13 protein-coding genes are annotated in these 16,339 nt (G+C 74.3%); 6 read left to right on the forward strand and 7 right to left on the reverse strand.

The genetic code is table 11. The annotated features are described in order from the left end of the window. Window positions 1-31 precede the first annotated feature (31 nt). Window positions 32-226 (forward strand): hypothetical protein, encoded by a 195-nt coding sequence (locus tag ACIRQH_RS13855; protein WP_358819077.1) that lies wholly within the window; start codon window positions 32-34, stop codon window positions 224-226. Window positions 227-278: 52 nt separating this feature from the next. Here the strand turns inward: ACIRQH_RS13855 and ACIRQH_RS13860 are convergent, their stop codons facing one another. Together ACIRQH_RS13860 and ACIRQH_RS13865 are read right to left on the reverse strand one after the other, a co-directional pair. Continuing rightward, complete coding sequence (locus ACIRQH_RS13860; RefSeq protein ID WP_358819078.1) at window positions 279-1,928, reverse strand: DNA repair helicase XPB; 1,650 nt, start codon at window positions 1,926-1,928, stop codon at window positions 279-281. 287 nt (window positions 1,929-2,215) lie between these two features. Beyond that, a complete protein-coding gene (locus tag ACIRQH_RS13865) occupies window positions 2,216-4,771 on the reverse strand; it encodes a helicase-associated domain-containing protein (RefSeq protein ID WP_388872283.1) in 2,556 nt (851 codons plus the stop codon). A 163-nt stretch (window positions 4,772-4,934) separates the two neighbouring features. Here ACIRQH_RS13865 and ACIRQH_RS13870 point away from each other — a divergent pair, with 163 nt between their 5' ends. Both ACIRQH_RS13870 and ACIRQH_RS13875 read left to right on the forward strand, forming a co-directional pair. Beyond that, window positions 4,935-6,053: a hypothetical protein gene (locus ACIRQH_RS13870; RefSeq protein ID WP_404225872.1), complete on the forward strand. Its 1,119-nt coding sequence runs from the start codon at window positions 4,935-4,937 to the stop codon at window positions 6,051-6,053. Window positions 6,054-6,138: 85 nt separating this feature from the next. After that, on the forward strand, window positions 6,139-6,759 hold the full coding sequence (locus ACIRQH_RS13875) for a haloacid dehalogenase-like hydrolase (RefSeq protein WP_358819081.1): 621 nt from the start codon (window positions 6,139-6,141) through the stop codon (window positions 6,757-6,759). 44 nt (window positions 6,760-6,803) lie between these two features. Here ACIRQH_RS13875 and ACIRQH_RS13880 read toward each other — a convergent pair whose 3' ends face one another. Beyond that, window positions 6,804-7,055 (reverse strand): hypothetical protein, encoded by a 252-nt coding sequence (locus ACIRQH_RS13880; RefSeq protein WP_358819082.1) that lies wholly within the window; start codon window positions 7,053-7,055, stop codon window positions 6,804-6,806. A gap of 197 nt (window positions 7,056-7,252) precedes the next feature. On the opposite strand from ACIRQH_RS13880, the gene ACIRQH_RS13885 reads away from it, so the two are divergent. Continuing rightward, a complete protein-coding gene (locus ACIRQH_RS13885) occupies window positions 7,253-7,636 on the forward strand; it encodes a cold-shock protein (protein ID WP_358819083.1) in 384 nt (127 codons plus the stop codon). A gap of 25 nt (window positions 7,637-7,661) precedes the next feature. Here the strand turns inward: ACIRQH_RS13885 and ACIRQH_RS13890 are convergent, their stop codons facing one another. The 4 genes from ACIRQH_RS13890 to ACIRQH_RS13905 form a co-directional block, all read right to left on the reverse strand. Then, complete coding sequence (locus ACIRQH_RS13890; RefSeq protein WP_358819084.1) at window positions 7,662-8,525, reverse strand: 1,4-dihydroxy-6-naphthoate synthase; 864 nt, start codon at window positions 8,523-8,525, stop codon at window positions 7,662-7,664. After that, window positions 8,509-9,207: a futalosine hydrolase gene (locus tag ACIRQH_RS13895; RefSeq protein WP_404225875.1), complete on the reverse strand. Its 699-nt coding sequence runs from the start codon at window positions 9,205-9,207 to the stop codon at window positions 8,509-8,511. The genes ACIRQH_RS13890 and ACIRQH_RS13895 overlap by 17 nt, the downstream gene beginning before the upstream one ends. A 26-nt stretch (window positions 9,208-9,233) precedes the next feature. After that, a complete protein-coding gene (locus ACIRQH_RS13900) occupies window positions 9,234-9,731 on the reverse strand; it encodes a DUF2771 domain-containing protein (protein WP_358819086.1) in 498 nt (165 codons plus the stop codon). A gap of 95 nt (window positions 9,732-9,826) precedes the next feature. Continuing rightward, on the reverse strand, window positions 9,827-11,251 hold the full coding sequence (locus ACIRQH_RS13905) for an MFS transporter (RefSeq protein WP_358819087.1): 1,425 nt from the start codon (window positions 11,249-11,251) through the stop codon (window positions 9,827-9,829). A gap of 415 nt (window positions 11,252-11,666) precedes the next feature. Here ACIRQH_RS13905 and ACIRQH_RS13910 point away from each other — a divergent pair, with 415 nt between their 5' ends. Both ACIRQH_RS13910 and ACIRQH_RS13915 read left to right on the forward strand, forming a co-directional pair. Further along, window positions 11,667-12,593 (forward strand): DUF3027 domain-containing protein, encoded by a 927-nt coding sequence (locus ACIRQH_RS13910; protein ID WP_358819088.1) that lies wholly within the window; start codon window positions 11,667-11,669, stop codon window positions 12,591-12,593. Between the two features lie 288 nt (window positions 12,594-12,881). Further along, window positions 12,882-16,127: a sacsin N-terminal ATP-binding-like domain-containing protein gene (locus ACIRQH_RS13915; protein ID WP_404225878.1), complete on the forward strand. Its 3,246-nt coding sequence runs from the start codon at window positions 12,882-12,884 to the stop codon at window positions 16,125-16,127. Window positions 16,128-16,339 lie beyond the last annotated feature (212 nt).

The following is a 16,339-nucleotide window of genomic DNA, read 5'->3' on the forward strand; positions in this document are numbered from 1 at the left end:
CGTTCGGGGCCGGGGATCGCACCATGGAGGTATGAGTGCAGCCACTTTCACCCCAGGCCCTGCCCGTCCCGGCGCCGCCGCCCGCGGGGCGACGGCCGTCACCTCCGCCCACCACCGCCACCGCTTCGGCGACGCCCTGCGGGCCGTGAAGGTCTTCGCGGGCGCCGCGGTCGACGTCGTCCTGCTCGGCGAGTACGGCGAGGAAGCCGGCGTCCGCCGCCGCTGACCCGCCGTACCCCGCCCGACCCTGTGACCGCCCGCGTCGCAGGCGCCTCCCGTCAGCTCCCGCTGTCGGTCAGCAGGTCGTCGGCGTCCATGATCCGGTACGCGTACCCCTGCTCCGCCAGGAAGCGCTGGCGGTGCGCGGCGAAGTCCTGGTCGATGGTGTCCCGGGCGACGACCGAGTAGAAGTGGGCCTTGTGGCCGTCGGCCTTCGGCCGCAGGACCCGGCCCAGACGCTGAGCCTCCTCCTGGCGGGACCCGAAGGTGCCCGAGACCTGGATGGCGACCGTGGCCTCCGGCAGGTCGATGGAGAAGTTCGCGACCTTGGACACCACGAGCACGCTGATCTCGCCCTGCCGGAACGCGTCGAACAGCTTCTCCCGCTGCGCGTTGCTGGTCTCGCCCTTGATGACGGGCGCGTTCAGGTGCTCACCCAGCTCGTCGAGCTGGTCGATGTACTGGCCGATCACCAGGATCTGCTGGCCCGCGAACTTCCTGACCAGCGCCTCCGTCACCTTCCGCTTGGTCGCGGTGGTGGCGCAGAAGCGGTACTTCTCCTCCGTCTCGGCCGTCGCGTACGCGATCCGTTCCGCGTCCGTGAGGTTCACCCGCACCTCGACACAGTCCGCGGGCGCGATGTAGCCCTGCGCCTCGATCTCCTTCCACGGCGCGTCGAACCGCTTGGGGCCGATCAGGGAGAAGACGTCCGACTCGCGCCCGTCCTCCCGGACGAGGGTCGCGGTCAGTCCCAGCCGGCGGCGGGCCTGGAGATCGGCGGTGAACTTGAAGACCGGCGCGGGCAGCAGGTGCACCTCGTCGTAGAGGATGAGTCCCCAGTCGCGCGAGTCGAAGAGTTCGAGGTGCGGGTAGACGCCCTTCCGCCGGGTCGTCAGCACCTGGTAGGTGGCGATGGTGACCGGGCGGATCTCCTTGCGCGTACCGCTGTACTCGCCGATCTCCTCCTCGGTCAGCGACGTCCGCTTCACCAGCTCGTGCTTCCACTGCCGCGCGGAGACGGTGTTGGTGACGAGGATGAGCGTGGTGGCCTTGGCCTGCGCCATGGCACCGGCCCCGACCAGCGTCTTGCCCGCGCCGCAGGGCAGGACGACGACACCGGAGCCGCCGTGCCAGAAGTTCTCCACGGCCTGCTTCTGGTAGGGCCGCAGCGCCCAGCCGTCCTCCGCGAGGTCGATGGCGTGGGCCTCGCCGTCGACGTACCCGGCGAGGTCCTCGGCCGGCCAGCCGAGCTTGAGCAGCGTCTGCTTGATCTGGCCGCGCTCGGAGGGGTGCACGGCGACCGTGTCGGCGTCGATCCGTCTGCCGACGAGCGGCGCGACGCGCTTGGAGCGCAGCACCTCTTCGAGGACGGGCCGGTCGGTGGTGGTCAGGACGAGACCGTGCGCGGGGTGCTTGCTGAGCGTGAGCCGGCCGTAGCGGTCCATCGTCTCGGCGATGTCCACGAGCAGGGCGTGCGGGACCGGATACCGGCTGAACTCGACGAGCGCGTCCACGACCTGCTCGGCGTCGTGCCCGGCGGCCCGCGCGTTCCACAGGCCGAGGGGGGTGACGCGGTAGGTGTGGATGTGCTCGGGAGCCCGCTCCAGCTCGGCGAAGGGGGCGATCACACGACGGCAGGCGTCGGCCAGCTCGTGATCCACTTCGAGCAGGAGCGTCTTGTCGGACTGGACGATGAGGGGTCCGTTCACACCCGTCCCTTTCTGCGTGGCGGCACCCGGCGCGGATGCTCGGCCAAACGTCCAGTGTGCCTTACCGGGGGGTGATCACGGCTGGTCGTCGGCCCGTCCCGGTACCGGCCCCGCGCCCACCCCTGTCAGGCGGCCGTGTCCGCCCCCGTCAGCCGGCCGTGGCCGCTCGGTCCAGGAGTTCGGCGGGGCGGCCCACACCCGGTGTTCCCGAGCACGGTCCTGCGCCACGGGCCGCACCGCTGTCCCCCCGCGCCCGCGGCCCGCGGCCCGTCCCGCGGCGGGCCGCGTCACGGCTGGTCGTCCGCCAGTTCCGCCACTCCCGTCACCCGGTGCAGCGGATAGGTGCGGACCTCGTCCGCCGTGTGGTCGTACGCGGTGACGAAGCCGCCCTCGACACGGATGGGGGCGATGACCCGCTGGCTGGCGGAGCCCTCGGCGTTGACGTAGCCGATCCACAGGGACTCACCGGTGAGAACGGCCGCCTGCATGGTGGCGAGGGTCTCGGCGGAGCTGGTGCGGGGCAGCTCGCCGGTGGCCGGGCCGTCCCCGGCCGGGTCCTCCTTGCGCGGGGTCGTCGAGGCGAGATCCCCGGCCCGGATGGCGCGGACCGCCGCTCCGAGGAGCGTCGCGTCGGGTACCGGCGGGCCGTCCGGGACGGGCTCCGGGGCGGTGCGCGGCGGCGTGCGGTGGGCGTGCGCCCGGGTGATCAGGACGTCACCCTCGGCGGACTCGGCGGCCGGCGCGAAGCCCATCGACCGGAGGCCCTCCAGCAGAGCCGCCGGGTCGGCCTGCGCGGCCAGCACCGTGGGCGCGAGCCGGCGCAGCCGGAACCCCTGCGACCGCTTGTCGGCGAGGATCTCGCTGAGCATGGCGTCGTCGTCGCAGCGGACGTAGGCCGACGCCGCCCCGATCCGCAGGTGCCCGTGGCGGCGCGCCACGTCGTCGATCAGGTAGGCGAGCGGCTGCGGGACCGGCGTACGGGAGTGGGCGGCGAGGAAGGCGTGCAGGTCGGAGGCCGAACGCCCGGCGTCAAGGGCCCGGCGTACGGAGCCCGGCGTGAAGCGGTAGACCGTCGCGCCGCCCTTGGACTCGACGTCCGCGAGCACCCCGAGCGTGTCGGCCAGCGGACGCTGCAGCGGGCCGGGCGCGACCGCCGTCAGGTCCGCCTGGAGCAGCACGTGGTCGAGCGGCTCGGGCAGCAGCGGCGCGACCAGCCGGGCCGCCCGCTCCGCCGCGGCGGCCTGCTCGGCGGGGGAGCGGGGCACGGCACCGGTCACGGCACGGTCCGCCGGGTGGTGCCGCTTGTGCGCGGGCAGCTTGGCTCCCGGCCCCGACGCCTCCACCGTCTCCACGGCGGCCGACGACGGCAGGCCCAGCAGCGCCCGCCCCTGCGCGGACAGCGCGCCCCGGCCGGTCACCCCGAGCAGCTCCGCCTCGGACAGGGTCCACCGGGCCAGCCGGGTCCGCAGGTCGTCCGTGGGGGTCCGGGCACCGCGCGGCGGACGCTCCCAGTACAGCCGGGCGAGCAGGGAGTCCGGGGCGGGCGAGGAGCCCTCGGGCAGGGTGCCGAGGAGTGCGAGGACACGATGGCGGACCTCGGGCGCCGCCGAACGGTCGAGGTTGGGGCCCAGCGCCGAGAGCGTCCGGTCCTTCGCGTCCCGCCCGCCGACCAGCCCCGCCGTGCGGGTCGCCGCCAGCCACGCCGAGGCGAGCCGCGCCCAGCGCTCGGCCGCCGGCAGCTCCAGCCACTCGTCGTAGGCCGGTGTCGCCGCGTACCGCTCGTCGGCCTCGCCGTCGGACGCCACCAGGCCCGCCGCATGGGCGAGTTCCACCCAGAACGCGGCGACGGGCTCGGCGACGTCGAGCGCCACCGCCGTCCGCTTCAGGTCCCGCACGCTCAGCCCGCCCGCGCGCAGCACGGCGGGACCTCCCTCGTGCCAGTCCTTCAACAGCTCCTCGACCGTCGCCAGTGTCGTGTACGCCTGACCGGCCGCGGCGGCGTCCACAACCTGTGGACGGTGCGTCGTCGCGGCCTCGACCGCGGGCGCCGCCGGCTCCGTCACCCGGTGCGCACGGCCCGCCCGCAGATGCAGGGCCACCTCCCGCGGCAGGACGACGGTGCCGGGCGCCGTCGGCAGCAGCAGCCCCCGGTCGATCAGCCACCGCAGATGCGCCGCCGGGTCCGCCGTCACCTGCCCGTACGGCGGCCCCCACACCAGCCGCGACAGCACCTCCACCGCATCGGCGGGCGCCTCGTCGAGCAGCGCGGACATCCGGCCCCGGTCGCCGAACAGGCCACTCAGGGACACCACCGCCGACACCGAGTCATGGGTCGTCGCGAGCCCCGCCGCGGCCACGATCTCCTGGATACGGCCCGGCGACATGCCCGTGGTGGCCTCGGCGACCGTGGGCCCGAGCCCCGTGGGGGACGGATGCTGCGGGGACGGCGCGAGCAGCTCGCGGGCCGTCCGCACGAGCCGCAGCCGGTCGTCGGGCCCCCAGACCAGGGCCTGCTCGCGGAGCGTCCCGAGGGCGTGCGGGAAGGCCGCCGTCACAGCGGGCTCGGCGTCGTCCCCCGCCAGCAGCCCGAGCAGTTCCCCGTACGCGGCCGGTTCCGGGGCCACGGCCAGAGCCTCGGCCGTCTGGAGCGCGAACCGGTCCAGCCGCTCCAGGGCGCGCACCACCGAAGCCCGGGTGCCCGCCCGGGTGGCGAGCTGGGTGAGATCCGTGGGGACGGGCGTGATCAGGTCGGGACGGGAACGCAGCAAGGCGGACAGCGAGGCGTCGTCCCGCGCCCGGAGTGCTTCCGCCAGGGACCGCGGGGCGGTCGTCTCGGGGCTCATCCTGTCAACGGTAGCGGGTGACCTGCCCCCGAGACCCCGCCGCACGCCTGGACGCGTACCCGGCGGGCGCGTTCCCCGGACGGAGCGGCCCCCTCCCGGCGCGGAAAAACCGGTACCTTCGTCACCACGGGGAATCCAACGCACCGGCCCCGGAGGGGACTTCGTGGGGATCGAGAGCGACCAGCTGGTCTTCGACTACCTGAGCCGGGTCGGCGACCTGGCCCAGCAGCGGCAGTTGCCGTCGGCGACCCGGATGCGCCTGGTCACGGAGCTGCGCGGTGAGATCGACCGCAGCAGGGCCAAGGACACCGCGGACAGCCCCGTCGCCGTCCGCCGCCTCCTCGAACGGCTCGGCACCCCCGACGCCGTCGTCTCCGCGGCCGGAGCGGGCGGCACACCGGGCTCCGCCTCCCCCTCGGGCACCGCCCCCGCGGCGTCCACGGACACCTGGGCCGCCGTACCCGCCCAGCGCTCCGACACCCCGCGGGAGCGCCCCAAGGGACTGCGCCGCGTCGTGCCCCGCCCGCGCCCCGCCGGGACCGCGCCCCCCGAGACCGTGCCCCCCGGGGAAGCGGGGGCCGACATCCCCTCCCCGCCCCATCTGGCGAGTGCGTACGAACTGGGCGACAGCGCGACCCAGCCGGACTGGTGGCGGGTCACCGGCAGCCCCTTCGGCCTCGGCGACAGCGTGCCCGGGTTCACCGGCGGCGTGGAGATCCCCGAACTGCTCAAGCCGCCGCCCGCCGCGAAGGACCCGACGGCGGAGGAGGCGGCCGAGGCGGCAGCGGAGAAGGCCGCGCGGACCGCCGGGACGGACAACGGCAAGGTCAGGGGAGGGCGCTGGGCCCGGTTCGGCACGAAGCGCCGGGCGAAGGCGGCCGCACCGGGCGCCGTGGACGCGACGGTCGTCGCCCCCGTCGTCGTACGTCGCCGATCGCTCCTCGCCGGCTCCACCAACCCGCTCCTGCTGCTCGCCGCCGTCCTCCTGGTCGCCGGCGCCGTGCTCGGCAACTGGTTCGCCCTCGGCCTCGGCTGGCTGATCGCCTACGGCTCCCGCCGGCTCACCCCCGGGGAGTCGAAGTTGGCGGTCCTCGTCCTGCCCGGCCTCGCGGTCACGGCCGGCCTCGTCTGGCTCTGGGGCCGCCAGAACGGCCGCTGGGGCGACCCCGTGGCCGAAGGTCACATGAGCGACGCGATGGCCGAGACCTGGCCCTGGGTCGTCCGCGCGGCAGCCGTGGCCTCCGCCCTGTACCTCGTCTGGCGCTCCCAGCGCCGCCGCTGAGCCCCACGGCCCGCACCGGACGTCCCACAGCCCCCGCTCCGCCCGCACGGGGTGCCTGGACCGGCCCGTCGGCGGCCTGGGCACAATGGCGCATATGACTGCTCCCGCGCTGACCGTCGGTTTCGACCTCGACATGACCCTGATCGACTCCCGCCCCGGGATCCACGCCTGCTACACCGCGATCACGGAGCGGACGGGGACGTACATCGACGCCGATCTCGTCGTGACCCGGCTCGGGCCGCCGCTGGAGGACGAACTGGCCAACTGGTTCCCCGCCGCGGACGTCGCGGCGATCGCCGACCTCTACCGCGAGATGTACCCGGCCCACGCCATCACCGGGACGCTCGCGATGCCCGGCGCGCGCGAGGCCGTCGAGGCGGTCCGGGCGGCGGGCGGGCGCACGGTAGTCGTCACCGCGAAGTGGGAGCCCAACGCGCGGCTGCACCTGGACCACCTGGGCATCGCGGCCGACGAACTCGTCGGCAACCTGTGGGCCGAGCAGAAGGCGGTGGCACTGCGCGAGCACGGCGCGAGCGTGTACGTCGGGGACCACACCGGCGACGTACGCGGCGCGCACACGGCGCAGGCGTACGCGGTGGGTGTGGCGACCGGCCCGTGCGACGCGGAGGAACTGCGTGCCGCGGGCGCGGACGTGGTCCTCGCCGACCTCACCGAATTCCCGGCCTGGCTGAAGAACCACCGCTAGGCGCGGCCGGGCGGGCCGGGAGAGGTTCCGGGCCGAGCCGCCGCTCAGGAACTCGCGGCGCGCGCCCTGCGGCGGCCCTCCGCGACGGACTGCAGCACGCCAGCCGCCGCCAGCAGGAAGCCGACCCCCATGAGCATGCTCAGGCCGAACATGTAGGTCGGAAAAGGATTCGTGTCCAGGAACAGCGGGGCCACGGTGACCAGTGTGGCCACGGCTCCGATGAAGAACACGATGGCACCGGCACGGATCAGCCGGTCACCGGCTTCGCGGGAATTCGCTTGGGTTTTGTCACGCACCCGACCAGGGTAGTTCCCTGCGCGAAGGAACAGTCCGGCGACGTCTTGTCACCGGCCGCCGGACCACTAGCCTTGATGGCGGCGGGTCGGGCGACCCGCTGTAGTGCTATCCAGAGCCGTTCAAGGGCAGTTGCCCCTGCAACGACCCGAGCGGTTTCCCGAGCAGTTCCCGACGAGTACGAGGACGAGGACAGACGGTGCCCAGCGGCAAGGTCAAGTGGTTCAACAGTGAGAAGGGCTTCGGCTTTCTCTCCCGCGACGACGGCGGCGACGTCTTCGTCCATTCCTCGGTCCTGCCCGCCGGAGTCGAAGCTCTCAAGCCCGGCCAGCGTGTGGAGTTCGGAGTCGTCGCAGGTCAGCGCGGGGACCAGGCGCTCTCGGTGACACTCCTCGACCCGACCCCCTCGGTCGCGGCGGCCCAGCGCCGCAAGCCCGACGAACTGGCGTCCATCGTCCAGGACCTGACGACCCTCCTGGAGAACATCACTCCGATGCTCGAGAAGGGCCGCTACCCCGACAAGGCCTCCGGCCACAAGATCGCGGGCCTGCTGCGCGCGGTCGCCGACCAGCTCGACGTCTGACCGGAGAGGTCCGGATCCCTCCGGATCAGGGGAAGTCCAGCGCGTCCGGTCCGAGGGGCGGTACCAGTCCCTCGGCCGCCGCACGCGTGAGGAGTCCGCGGATCGCGGCGTACCCGTCCTCGCCGAGATCGGCGGTGAACTCGTTCACGTACAGGCCGATGTGCTGGTCCGCGACCTTCGGGTCCATCTCCTGGGCGTGCTCCAGGACGTAGGCGCGGGATGCCTCCGGGTCGTCCCAGGCGGCGCGGACCGAGGCACGGGTGGCGTCGGCGAGCGCCCGCAGCCGCTCCGCGCCCAGCGAGCGCCGCGCGATGATCGCGCCCAGCGGGATCGGCAGCCCGGTCGTCCGCTCCCAGTGCTCACCCATGTCGGCCAGCTTGTGCAGCCCGTAGTTCTGGTACGTGAAACGCGCCTCGTGGATGACGAGGCCCGCGTCGACCTTTCCGTCCCGCACCGCCGGCATGATCTCGTGGAACGGCATGACGACGATCTCGCCGACCCCGCCGGGCACCGTGTCCGCGGCCCACAGCCGGAACAGCAGGTACGCCGTCGACTTCTCGCTCGGCACCGCGACCGTACGGCCCGTCAGGTCGGTACCGGCCTCCCGCGACAGCACCAGCGGCCCGCAGCCCCGGCCCAGCGCACCGCCGCAGGGCAGCAGCGCGTAGTCGTCGAGGACGTACGGCAGGACCGCGTACGACACCTTCAGCACGTCGAGCTCGCCGCGCTCGGCCATGCCGTTGGTGATGTCGATGTCCGCGAACGTCACGTCGAGCGGGGGCGCCCCCGGGATCCGGCCGTGCGCCCAGGCGTCGAAGACGAAGGTGTCGTTCGGGCAGGGCGAGTAGGCGATCCGCAGGTCTTCGGAAGGTTCAGTGCGTACGGTCATGTCCGTTCCAACTCTCCAGGAGGGGCGTCAGCTTCCCGAACGCCCCGGCGAGTGCGGCGAGCGCGTCGCCGATGCGCCACGCGGCGCGGTCACGCGGGCCGACGGGATTGGACACCGCGCGGATCTCCAGCACCGGCACCCCGTGCGCACCGGCCGCCTCGGCGACGCCGAAGCCCTCCATCGCCTCGGCGAGGGCCCGCGGATGCCGGGCGCGCAGTTCGGCGGCGCGGGCCGCGCTGCCGGTCACGGTCGACACGGTGAGCACCGTCCCGACCTGGCCGCCCGTGACGGCCGCGACCTCTCGTGCGAGTGAATCCGGCGGCCGGTGGCTGACGGTCCCGAAGCCCAGTTCGGTGACCGGGAGGAAACCTCCGGGGGACTCGGCGCCCAGGTCGGCCGCGACGATGTCGTCGGCGACCACCAGCGACCCGACCGGCGCGTCGGGCTGGAAACCGCCCGCGACTCCGGCGCAGACGACGAGCTTGTACGGCGTGCCCGCGAGGGCCGCCGCGGTGAGCGCGGCGGAGACGGAGGAGGCGGCGAGGGCCGGCCCCACACCGGCGGCCAGCAGATCGAGGCCGCCGGCCCGGAGCAGGGTCGCCCCGGGCAGCCGTGTCTCACGGCCCGGGCCGGGGGACACCCCGGCCACCGCGTCCCGTTCGGCGGGAACGGCGGTGGCCACGAGCACCCTGCGCCCGGCGGCAGTGATCAGGCGTCCTTCTGGAACTTGAAGGACCACAGACCCGACACGTCCTTCTCGCCCTCCTTGATGGAGACGACCGTCGAGTTGCCCTTGGCGCCGTACTGCTCGTTGAAGAACACGCTGCCCGGGATGGTCCGGTACGTCTTCGTGCTGGAGTCGGTCAGCGGCTGACCGTTCATCAGGATCGTCCAGCCCTTGTCCGCGATCTTCGGGTCCACACCGAAGCGCACGGTCGCGTCGGGATCGACCTTGATGGACTTGATGTCCTTGGACTGCAGGCACTTCGCCAGGTCGGCGGTCTTCACCGCGTCGCCGTCGTTGTAGCAGTCGGTCTCGGAACTCACCGAGTTGTCGCCGACCGTGACGGTGGCCAGCGGCGTCGGCTTGTCGCAGGCGGACAGGGCGAGGAGTCCGGCGGAAACGGCGCCGACGGTGGCGACGGCGCGGCGGGTGCGGGCGGCGCGTCGTCCATTAGCGGCTCTGCCGCGGGGCAGGGAGGTCATGGCCGAAGGCTATCGGGCGCGCCCACCAGTCCCCCCACGTGGGGTACGGCGTGCCGTGCGCGGACCCGCGCGGCCCGGACACCGTCCCGCGCGGCTCAGGACACCCGCCCGCGCCCCGAACCCCCGCGCCGGGCCACGGAAAGCAGCCCCCGCACGGTCGTCAGCCAGCCGAGGGCGACGATCCCGGCGGCCACCGACAGGCCGAGCGACCCGTTCAGCGGCATCGCGATACCGACGGCGCCGCCGAGGACCCAGGCCATCTGGAGCAGCGTCTCGGAGCGGGCGAAGGCGGAGTTGCGGACCAGTTCGGGGACGTCGCGCTGGATCATCGCGTCCAGGGACAGCTTCGCGAGGGCCTGCGCGAACCCCGCGACCGCCGCCAGACACGCCACCAGCGCGGTGCTGAAGAAGACCGCCGCCGTGACCGCGGCGCCCAGCACGAACGCCACCACCGTCACGACGATGAGTTCCGGGGCGCGCTGCTTCAGCCAGGCTCCGACCGCCGTGCCGAGCGCGTTGCCCACCCCCGCGGAGACGGCCACCAGGCCCAGTGAGACCGCCGCGCTCTTGCCGCTCAGCGGGTGCTCGCGCAGCAGGAAGGCGAGGAAGAAGATCAGGAAGCCGGACAGGCAGCGCAGCGAGGCGTTGGCGGCGAGCGCGTGCGTGACGGCCGTCCCCACCGTCCGCAGCCCCGGGCGCGGCGGCTTCTTCAGGTGCGGGCCGTGCAGATGCCCCTCGTCGGCGGCGAGCAGCGCCTTGTCCTCGCCCTTGGCGGAGTCGACCTTCGGCGGCAGCGAGAAGGACAGGAACGTACCCGCGATGAAGATCACGAAGGCGCCGTAGAGCGGATAGCGGGAGCCCAGCGACTGGAGCAGCGCCCCGATGGGTGCGGCCACACCGGTGGCCAGGAGCCCGCCCAGCGTGACCCGTGAGTTGGCCTTGACCAGGGAGAAGTTGGGTGGCAGCAGCCGGGGCACCACGGCGCTGCGCACCACGCCGTACGCCTTCGAGGCCACCAGCACCCCGAGCGCGGCCGGGTACAGCTCGAACGTGCCGCTCACCACCGCGCCCGCCAGCATCAGCGCGAGCATGGCCCGGACGAGCATCGAGCCCGCCATCGCGGCCCGCCGGCCGTGCGGCAGCCGGTCCAGGAGGGGGCCGATCACCGGGGCGAGCAGTGCGAAGGGCGCCATCGTGATGCCCAGGTAGAGAGCCACCCGGCCGCGCGCCTCGTCGGTCGGCACCGAGAAGAACACCGTGGACGCCAGCGCCACGGTGATCATGACGTCGCCCGCGCCGTTCACCGCGTGCAGTTCGATGAGTTTTCCGAGGCCCGACTCGCCCGCTCCGTGCGCGTGCGTCGCCCGGCGGATGCCGCGCGCCGTCTTTGTCACGGGGAAGTTCAGGGCACGCCCCACCGCACGGACGGAACCGCTCACCCGGCCCGATCCGTCACCTTGGTTGCTCCCCTTGGCGCCACCGAGACCGGTGGCTCCCTGGGGCGACCTTGCGGATGCCACCCCGTCATAGTGCCCCGAGATCGGGGTTTGTAGTGCGGTTACCGCGCGGATGGGGGGCGGCGGCTTGTGGGGGAGCGGGGCGCGCCGGGGAGTGCGGGACCCCTGGCGCGGGGCGCCGGAGCGGCGGCGTCAGGCGGTCCGGCGGCACGCCGTGGAGCGGCCCGGATACCGGCGCGGAGCGCCGAAGACGCCCGCCGGTGTGGGCCCAGGGGCCAGGAGAAGGTAGCGTGCGTAACGCGCATGCGGCGATTGTTCTCGGCCGCGCGCCTCTCGGCCATCCCGCAGAATGGATGGCGTAGGTGCGCCCGAGTGCGATCGGGCGCGGACGTCGACGCGGCCCACCGGTCCGCTCCGTCCGCACCCCCGCCGGAGGAATGGCGCACCCGTGAGACGGCGTAGGAGAGAAGCGATACCTGTGAGCGCAGCGACAACGCGAAGCCGCACCCCTGACCGCCTGTGCGCCGAGGCGATCGACCTCGCCCGGACGGCCGCCGAGGAGGTCGCCTATCCGGGCATCGTCGGCGAGCACCTCGGGATGGTCTCCGAGGGGGACCGCGTTGTCACGCACTACTTCGAGTGCAAGGAACCGGGATACCGGGGCTGGCGCTGGGCGTCCACCGTGGCCCGCGCGTCCCGAGCGAAGGTCGTCACCCTCGACGAGACGGTGCTCCTCCCGGGGACCGACGCGCTGCTGGCTCCCGAGTGGGTGCCGTGGAGCGAGCGGCTCCGCCCCGGCGACATGGGCCCCGGCGACCTGCTGCCCACGGACGCCGAGGACCTGCGGCTCGAACCCGGTTTCTCCGGCGAGGACGAGCCCGCGCCGAACTCCGCGATCTCGGACGACATGGCCGAGCTGGTGGAGGCCGAGGACATCGAGGTGAGTGCGGGCACCCCCGCGAACCTCCCGATGGCCCCGCGCCGCGGTTCGATCGCCGCGGTCGCCGAGGAACTCGGTCTGCGCCGGGCCCGGGTCCTCTCCCGCTACGGCCTGCACGTCGCCGCCGACCGCTGGGAAGAGGCGTACGGGCCCAAGACCGCGATGGCGCAGGCCGCGCCCGCGACGTGCGTCAGCTGTGGCTTCCTCAACCGGATCGGCGGGACGCTCGGACAGGCGTTCGGGGTCTGCGCGAACGAGTTCTCGCCCGCCGACGGGCATGTGGTGTCCCTCGCGTACGGATGCGGGGGGCATTCCGAGGCCGCCGTCATGCCGGCGCCTCCGCGGCCGCCTCAGCCGGTGATCGACGAGACCCGGGTGGACCCCTTCCCGCTGCGGCCGTCCCCCGACTCCGGGTCGGTCTCCGCGGCCCCCGACGAGTCCACCGCGGAACTCGGCCACTCGTAGCGGCACGCTGCCCCGGGGCGGGGACCCACTCGTCCTCCGCCCCAGGGACCGGCCACCGGCTCCTTTCGCCCCCTCCGCCCCCGCCCGTCCCGTCCTGGGGCTTGCGCCCAGGACCCGCTCCTCGATCGCCGAGGGGCTGGACCGTGTCCCGTGCCCTTTTCCCGCCGGAACCTCGGCCCCCGTCTGCCCGCAGCCGGCGTCCGGCGGGAGCGCGGGGGAGCGCGCGGTACCTTCGAGCCGCGACCCGCCGCCCGCGCGGCCGCGCCACCCGAGAGGGAGAGTGAATCCGTGAGTAAGTTCGTGCGGCCCGCGGCCGAGGGCGCGGACCCGTTCGGCACGGCGCGCCTGCGCCGTGGCGTACTCGACGCCTGGGCGGCCAGCCCCGCCCGGTTCCGCGAGGACGCCAACGCGGAGGAGGACCTCGTCCTCGGCGGGTACCGCGACCGGCTCGTCGTGGAACTGGCCCAGAACGCCGCCGACGCCGCAGCCCGTGCCGGCGCCCCCGGCCGCCTCCGGCTGACCCTGCGCGACGGCGTCCTGATCGCCGCCAACACCGGCGCCCCCCTCGACGCGGCGGGCGTCGAGTCGCTCTCCACGCTGCGCGCATCCTCGAAACGGGACGCCCACGACTCGGCCGTCGGCCGGTTCGGCGTCGGCTTCGCCGCGGTCCTCGCGGTCACGGACGAACCCGCGGTCGTCGGCCGGCACGGCGGCGTCCGCTGGGCCCTCGCCGAAGCCCGCGACCTCGCCGCCGGCACCGCCGGGGACAGCGCGGGCCTCGGTGACGAGATCCGCCGCCGCGACGGCCATGTACCGCTGCTCCGGCTGCCGTTCGCCGCCGAGGGCACCGCCCCGGACCCGTACGACACGGCCGTCATCCTCCCGCTGCGCGACACCGCCGCCGAGGACCTCGCCGAGCGCCTCCTGCGCACCGTCGACGACGCCCTGCTGCTCGCCCTTCCCGGCCTGGAGGAAGTGGTCGTCGAGACCGGCGAGGGGGAGGTCCGCACCCTCCGCCGTACCCGGCCCGGCGCCGACGGGGACGCCGATTCCGCCCCCGCCCCGGCAACCGGCGACGCCGAATACGCCACCGGCGACGCCCCCGCCGCCACCCACGGCCTCGTCACCATCGACGACTCCCGCGACGGCACCACCCGCTACCGCACCGTCGCCCGCCACGGCTCCCTCGACCCCGCCCTGCTCGCCGACCGTCCGGTCGAGGAGCGGCTGCGGCCGCACTGGTCCGTGACCTGGGCCGTCCCCCTCGGCCCGGACGGCGTCCCGGCCCGCCCCCGGACCAGCCCCGTCGTGCACGCGCCCACCCCGAGCGACGAGGCACTCGGCGTGCCCGCGCTGCTCATCGCCTCCCTCCCGCTGGACACCACCCGGCGCCACGCGGCCCCGGGCCCGCTGACCGACTTCCTGGTGGAGCGCGCGGCGGACGCGTACGCGGAGCTGCTCGCCGCGTGGCGGCCGGTGGACACCGGGATCATCGACCTGGTGCCGGGACCGCTCGGCAAGGGCGAGCTGGACAGCGCGCTGCGCCGGGCCGTCCTGGAGCGGCTCCCGCGCACCTCGTTCCTGCCGCCCGCCGTCCCGCCGGACGAGACGCCCGCCGCCGACACCCCGGCGGACTGGCCCGACAGCAGCCCGGCGGAGCAGCCGGCCGCGCTGCGGCCGCGGGACGCGGAGGTGGTGGAGGGCGCCGGCGCCGAGACGGTGCGGGTCCTCGCCGAGGTCCTGCCGAGCCTGCTGCCCGCGGGACTGGAACGGCGCGTGGAACTGCGGACCCTGGGTGTCGCCCGGGTCCCGCTCACCGAGGCCGTGGACCGGCTCGCCGGTCTGGAGAAGGACCCGGGCTGGTGGCACCGCCTGTACGACAGCCTCGCCGGGGTCGACCCGGACCGGCTGTCGGGGCTGCCCGTGCCGCTGGCCGACGGCCGGACGACGATCGGGCCGCGCCAGGTGCTGCTGCCCACCGCCGACGGTTCGCTGGTCGCGCCCGACACCCTCGCCCGGCTCGGTCTGAAGGTCGCCCATCCGGACGCCGTGCATCCGCTTCTGGAGAAGCTGGGCGCGCTGCCCGCGACGCCCCGCTCGGTGCTCACCACCCCGCAGGTGCGGGCCGCGGTGGCCGCCTCGCTGGACGACGGGGGCGGCGCCTGGGACGAGGACACCCCGGACGCGGAGGAACTGGCGGACACCGTGCTCGCGCTGGTGCGCGACGCCGGGCTCGAACCCGGTGACGAGCCCTGGCTCGGCGCGCTGGCCCTGCCGGACGAGGAGGGCGAACTCGCGCCCGCCGGTGAACTCGTGCTACCCGGAAGCCCGTTCGCCCAGCTGATGCGCGAGGACGAACTCGCCTTCCTCGACGCGGAGCTGGCGGACCGCTGGGGCGGCCGGCCACTCGCCGCCTGCGGGGTGCTCGCGGGCTTCGCCCTGGTGCGGGCCACCGACGTCGTCCTCGACCCGGACGAACTGGAGCCCCGCGACGGGGACTTCGCCCAGCCCGACGACGCGGGCCTGCTCGACGCGGTGGACGTGTGGTGCGAGGACGTCCTGGACCGGCTGCCGGACTCCCCGGTGCCGCCCGTCGCGACCGAGATCGTCGCCGTACGGGACCTGGACCTGGTGGACGACGACCGGTGGCCGCAGGCGCTCGCGCTGCTCGCGCGGCCGCCGCTGCGGGACGCGATCACCCAGCAGGTGCGCATCCTGCTGCCCGACGGCACGCACGAGGTCGTCCGGCCGTACACGGCGTGGTGGCTGCGCGGACATCCGGTGCTCGACGGGCGCCGCCCGGCCGGTCTGCGCGCGGCCGGCGGCGATCCGCTGCTGCGCGGCCTGTACGACGAGGCCGACGCGACCGGCTTCGACGACGAGCAGGTGCTGCGGGCGCTCGGCGTCCGTACGTCGGTGGCCGCCCTGCTCGACGAGCCCGGCGGCGCCGCCGAACTCCTCGACCGGCTCGCCGACCCGGACCGTGAGGTCTCCGGCGCCCAACTGCACGCCCTCTACGGCGCGCTGGCCGACCTCGATCCCGAGCAGGTGACGCTGCCGGACGAGCTGCGGGCCGTCGTGGACGGCGAGGTGCGGGTGGTGGACGCGGCCGACGCTGTGGTCGTCGACTCTCCCGACCTGCTGGCCTTCACCGACGGGGTGCCGCTGCTGCCGGTGCGGCCGTCCCGGGCGGCGGAGCTCGCCGAGCTGTTGCAGGTGCGGCGGCTCAGCGAGTCCGTCACCGGCGAGGTCACCTCCGAGGGCACCGAGCACGACGTCCCGGACTCCGTACGGCTCCTGCTGGGGCCTGCGACACCCGCCTCGTACCTGGAGCACGAGGAACTGGTCGTGGACGGAACGGAGTTGGACTGGCGGGCCACCCGCGACGGTGTGCTGCACGCCGCCACCGTGGAGGGTGTGGCCGCCGGACTCGCCTGGTCGGCGGGCCAGTGGCCGCGCCGCTTCGAGGTCGCGGCCCTGCTGGAGGACCCCTCCCGCACCGAGGAACTGGCCCGGGACCGCTGGTTCGACTGAGCGGTCCGGGACCGTTCGCGCACGGGGTGGGTGGTTTCTCCGCCCACCCCGTGCGCGATCTTGGTAATGCGTACACAAAATCTTCATCCCCCGTACAACCATTCGCCCGCGTCGCCGATCTGATCACCGGAGTCAACAGATTCCACGATCACTTGGGCCCCCTGGTGTCGACGAACCGCGAGGAACGACCACCCGCCGGGCCCCTTTCTCCA

The organism is Streptomyces sp. NPDC102279 (assembly GCF_044766365.1).
Classification (GTDB): Bacteria; Actinomycetota; Actinomycetes; order Streptomycetales; family Streptomycetaceae; genus Streptomyces.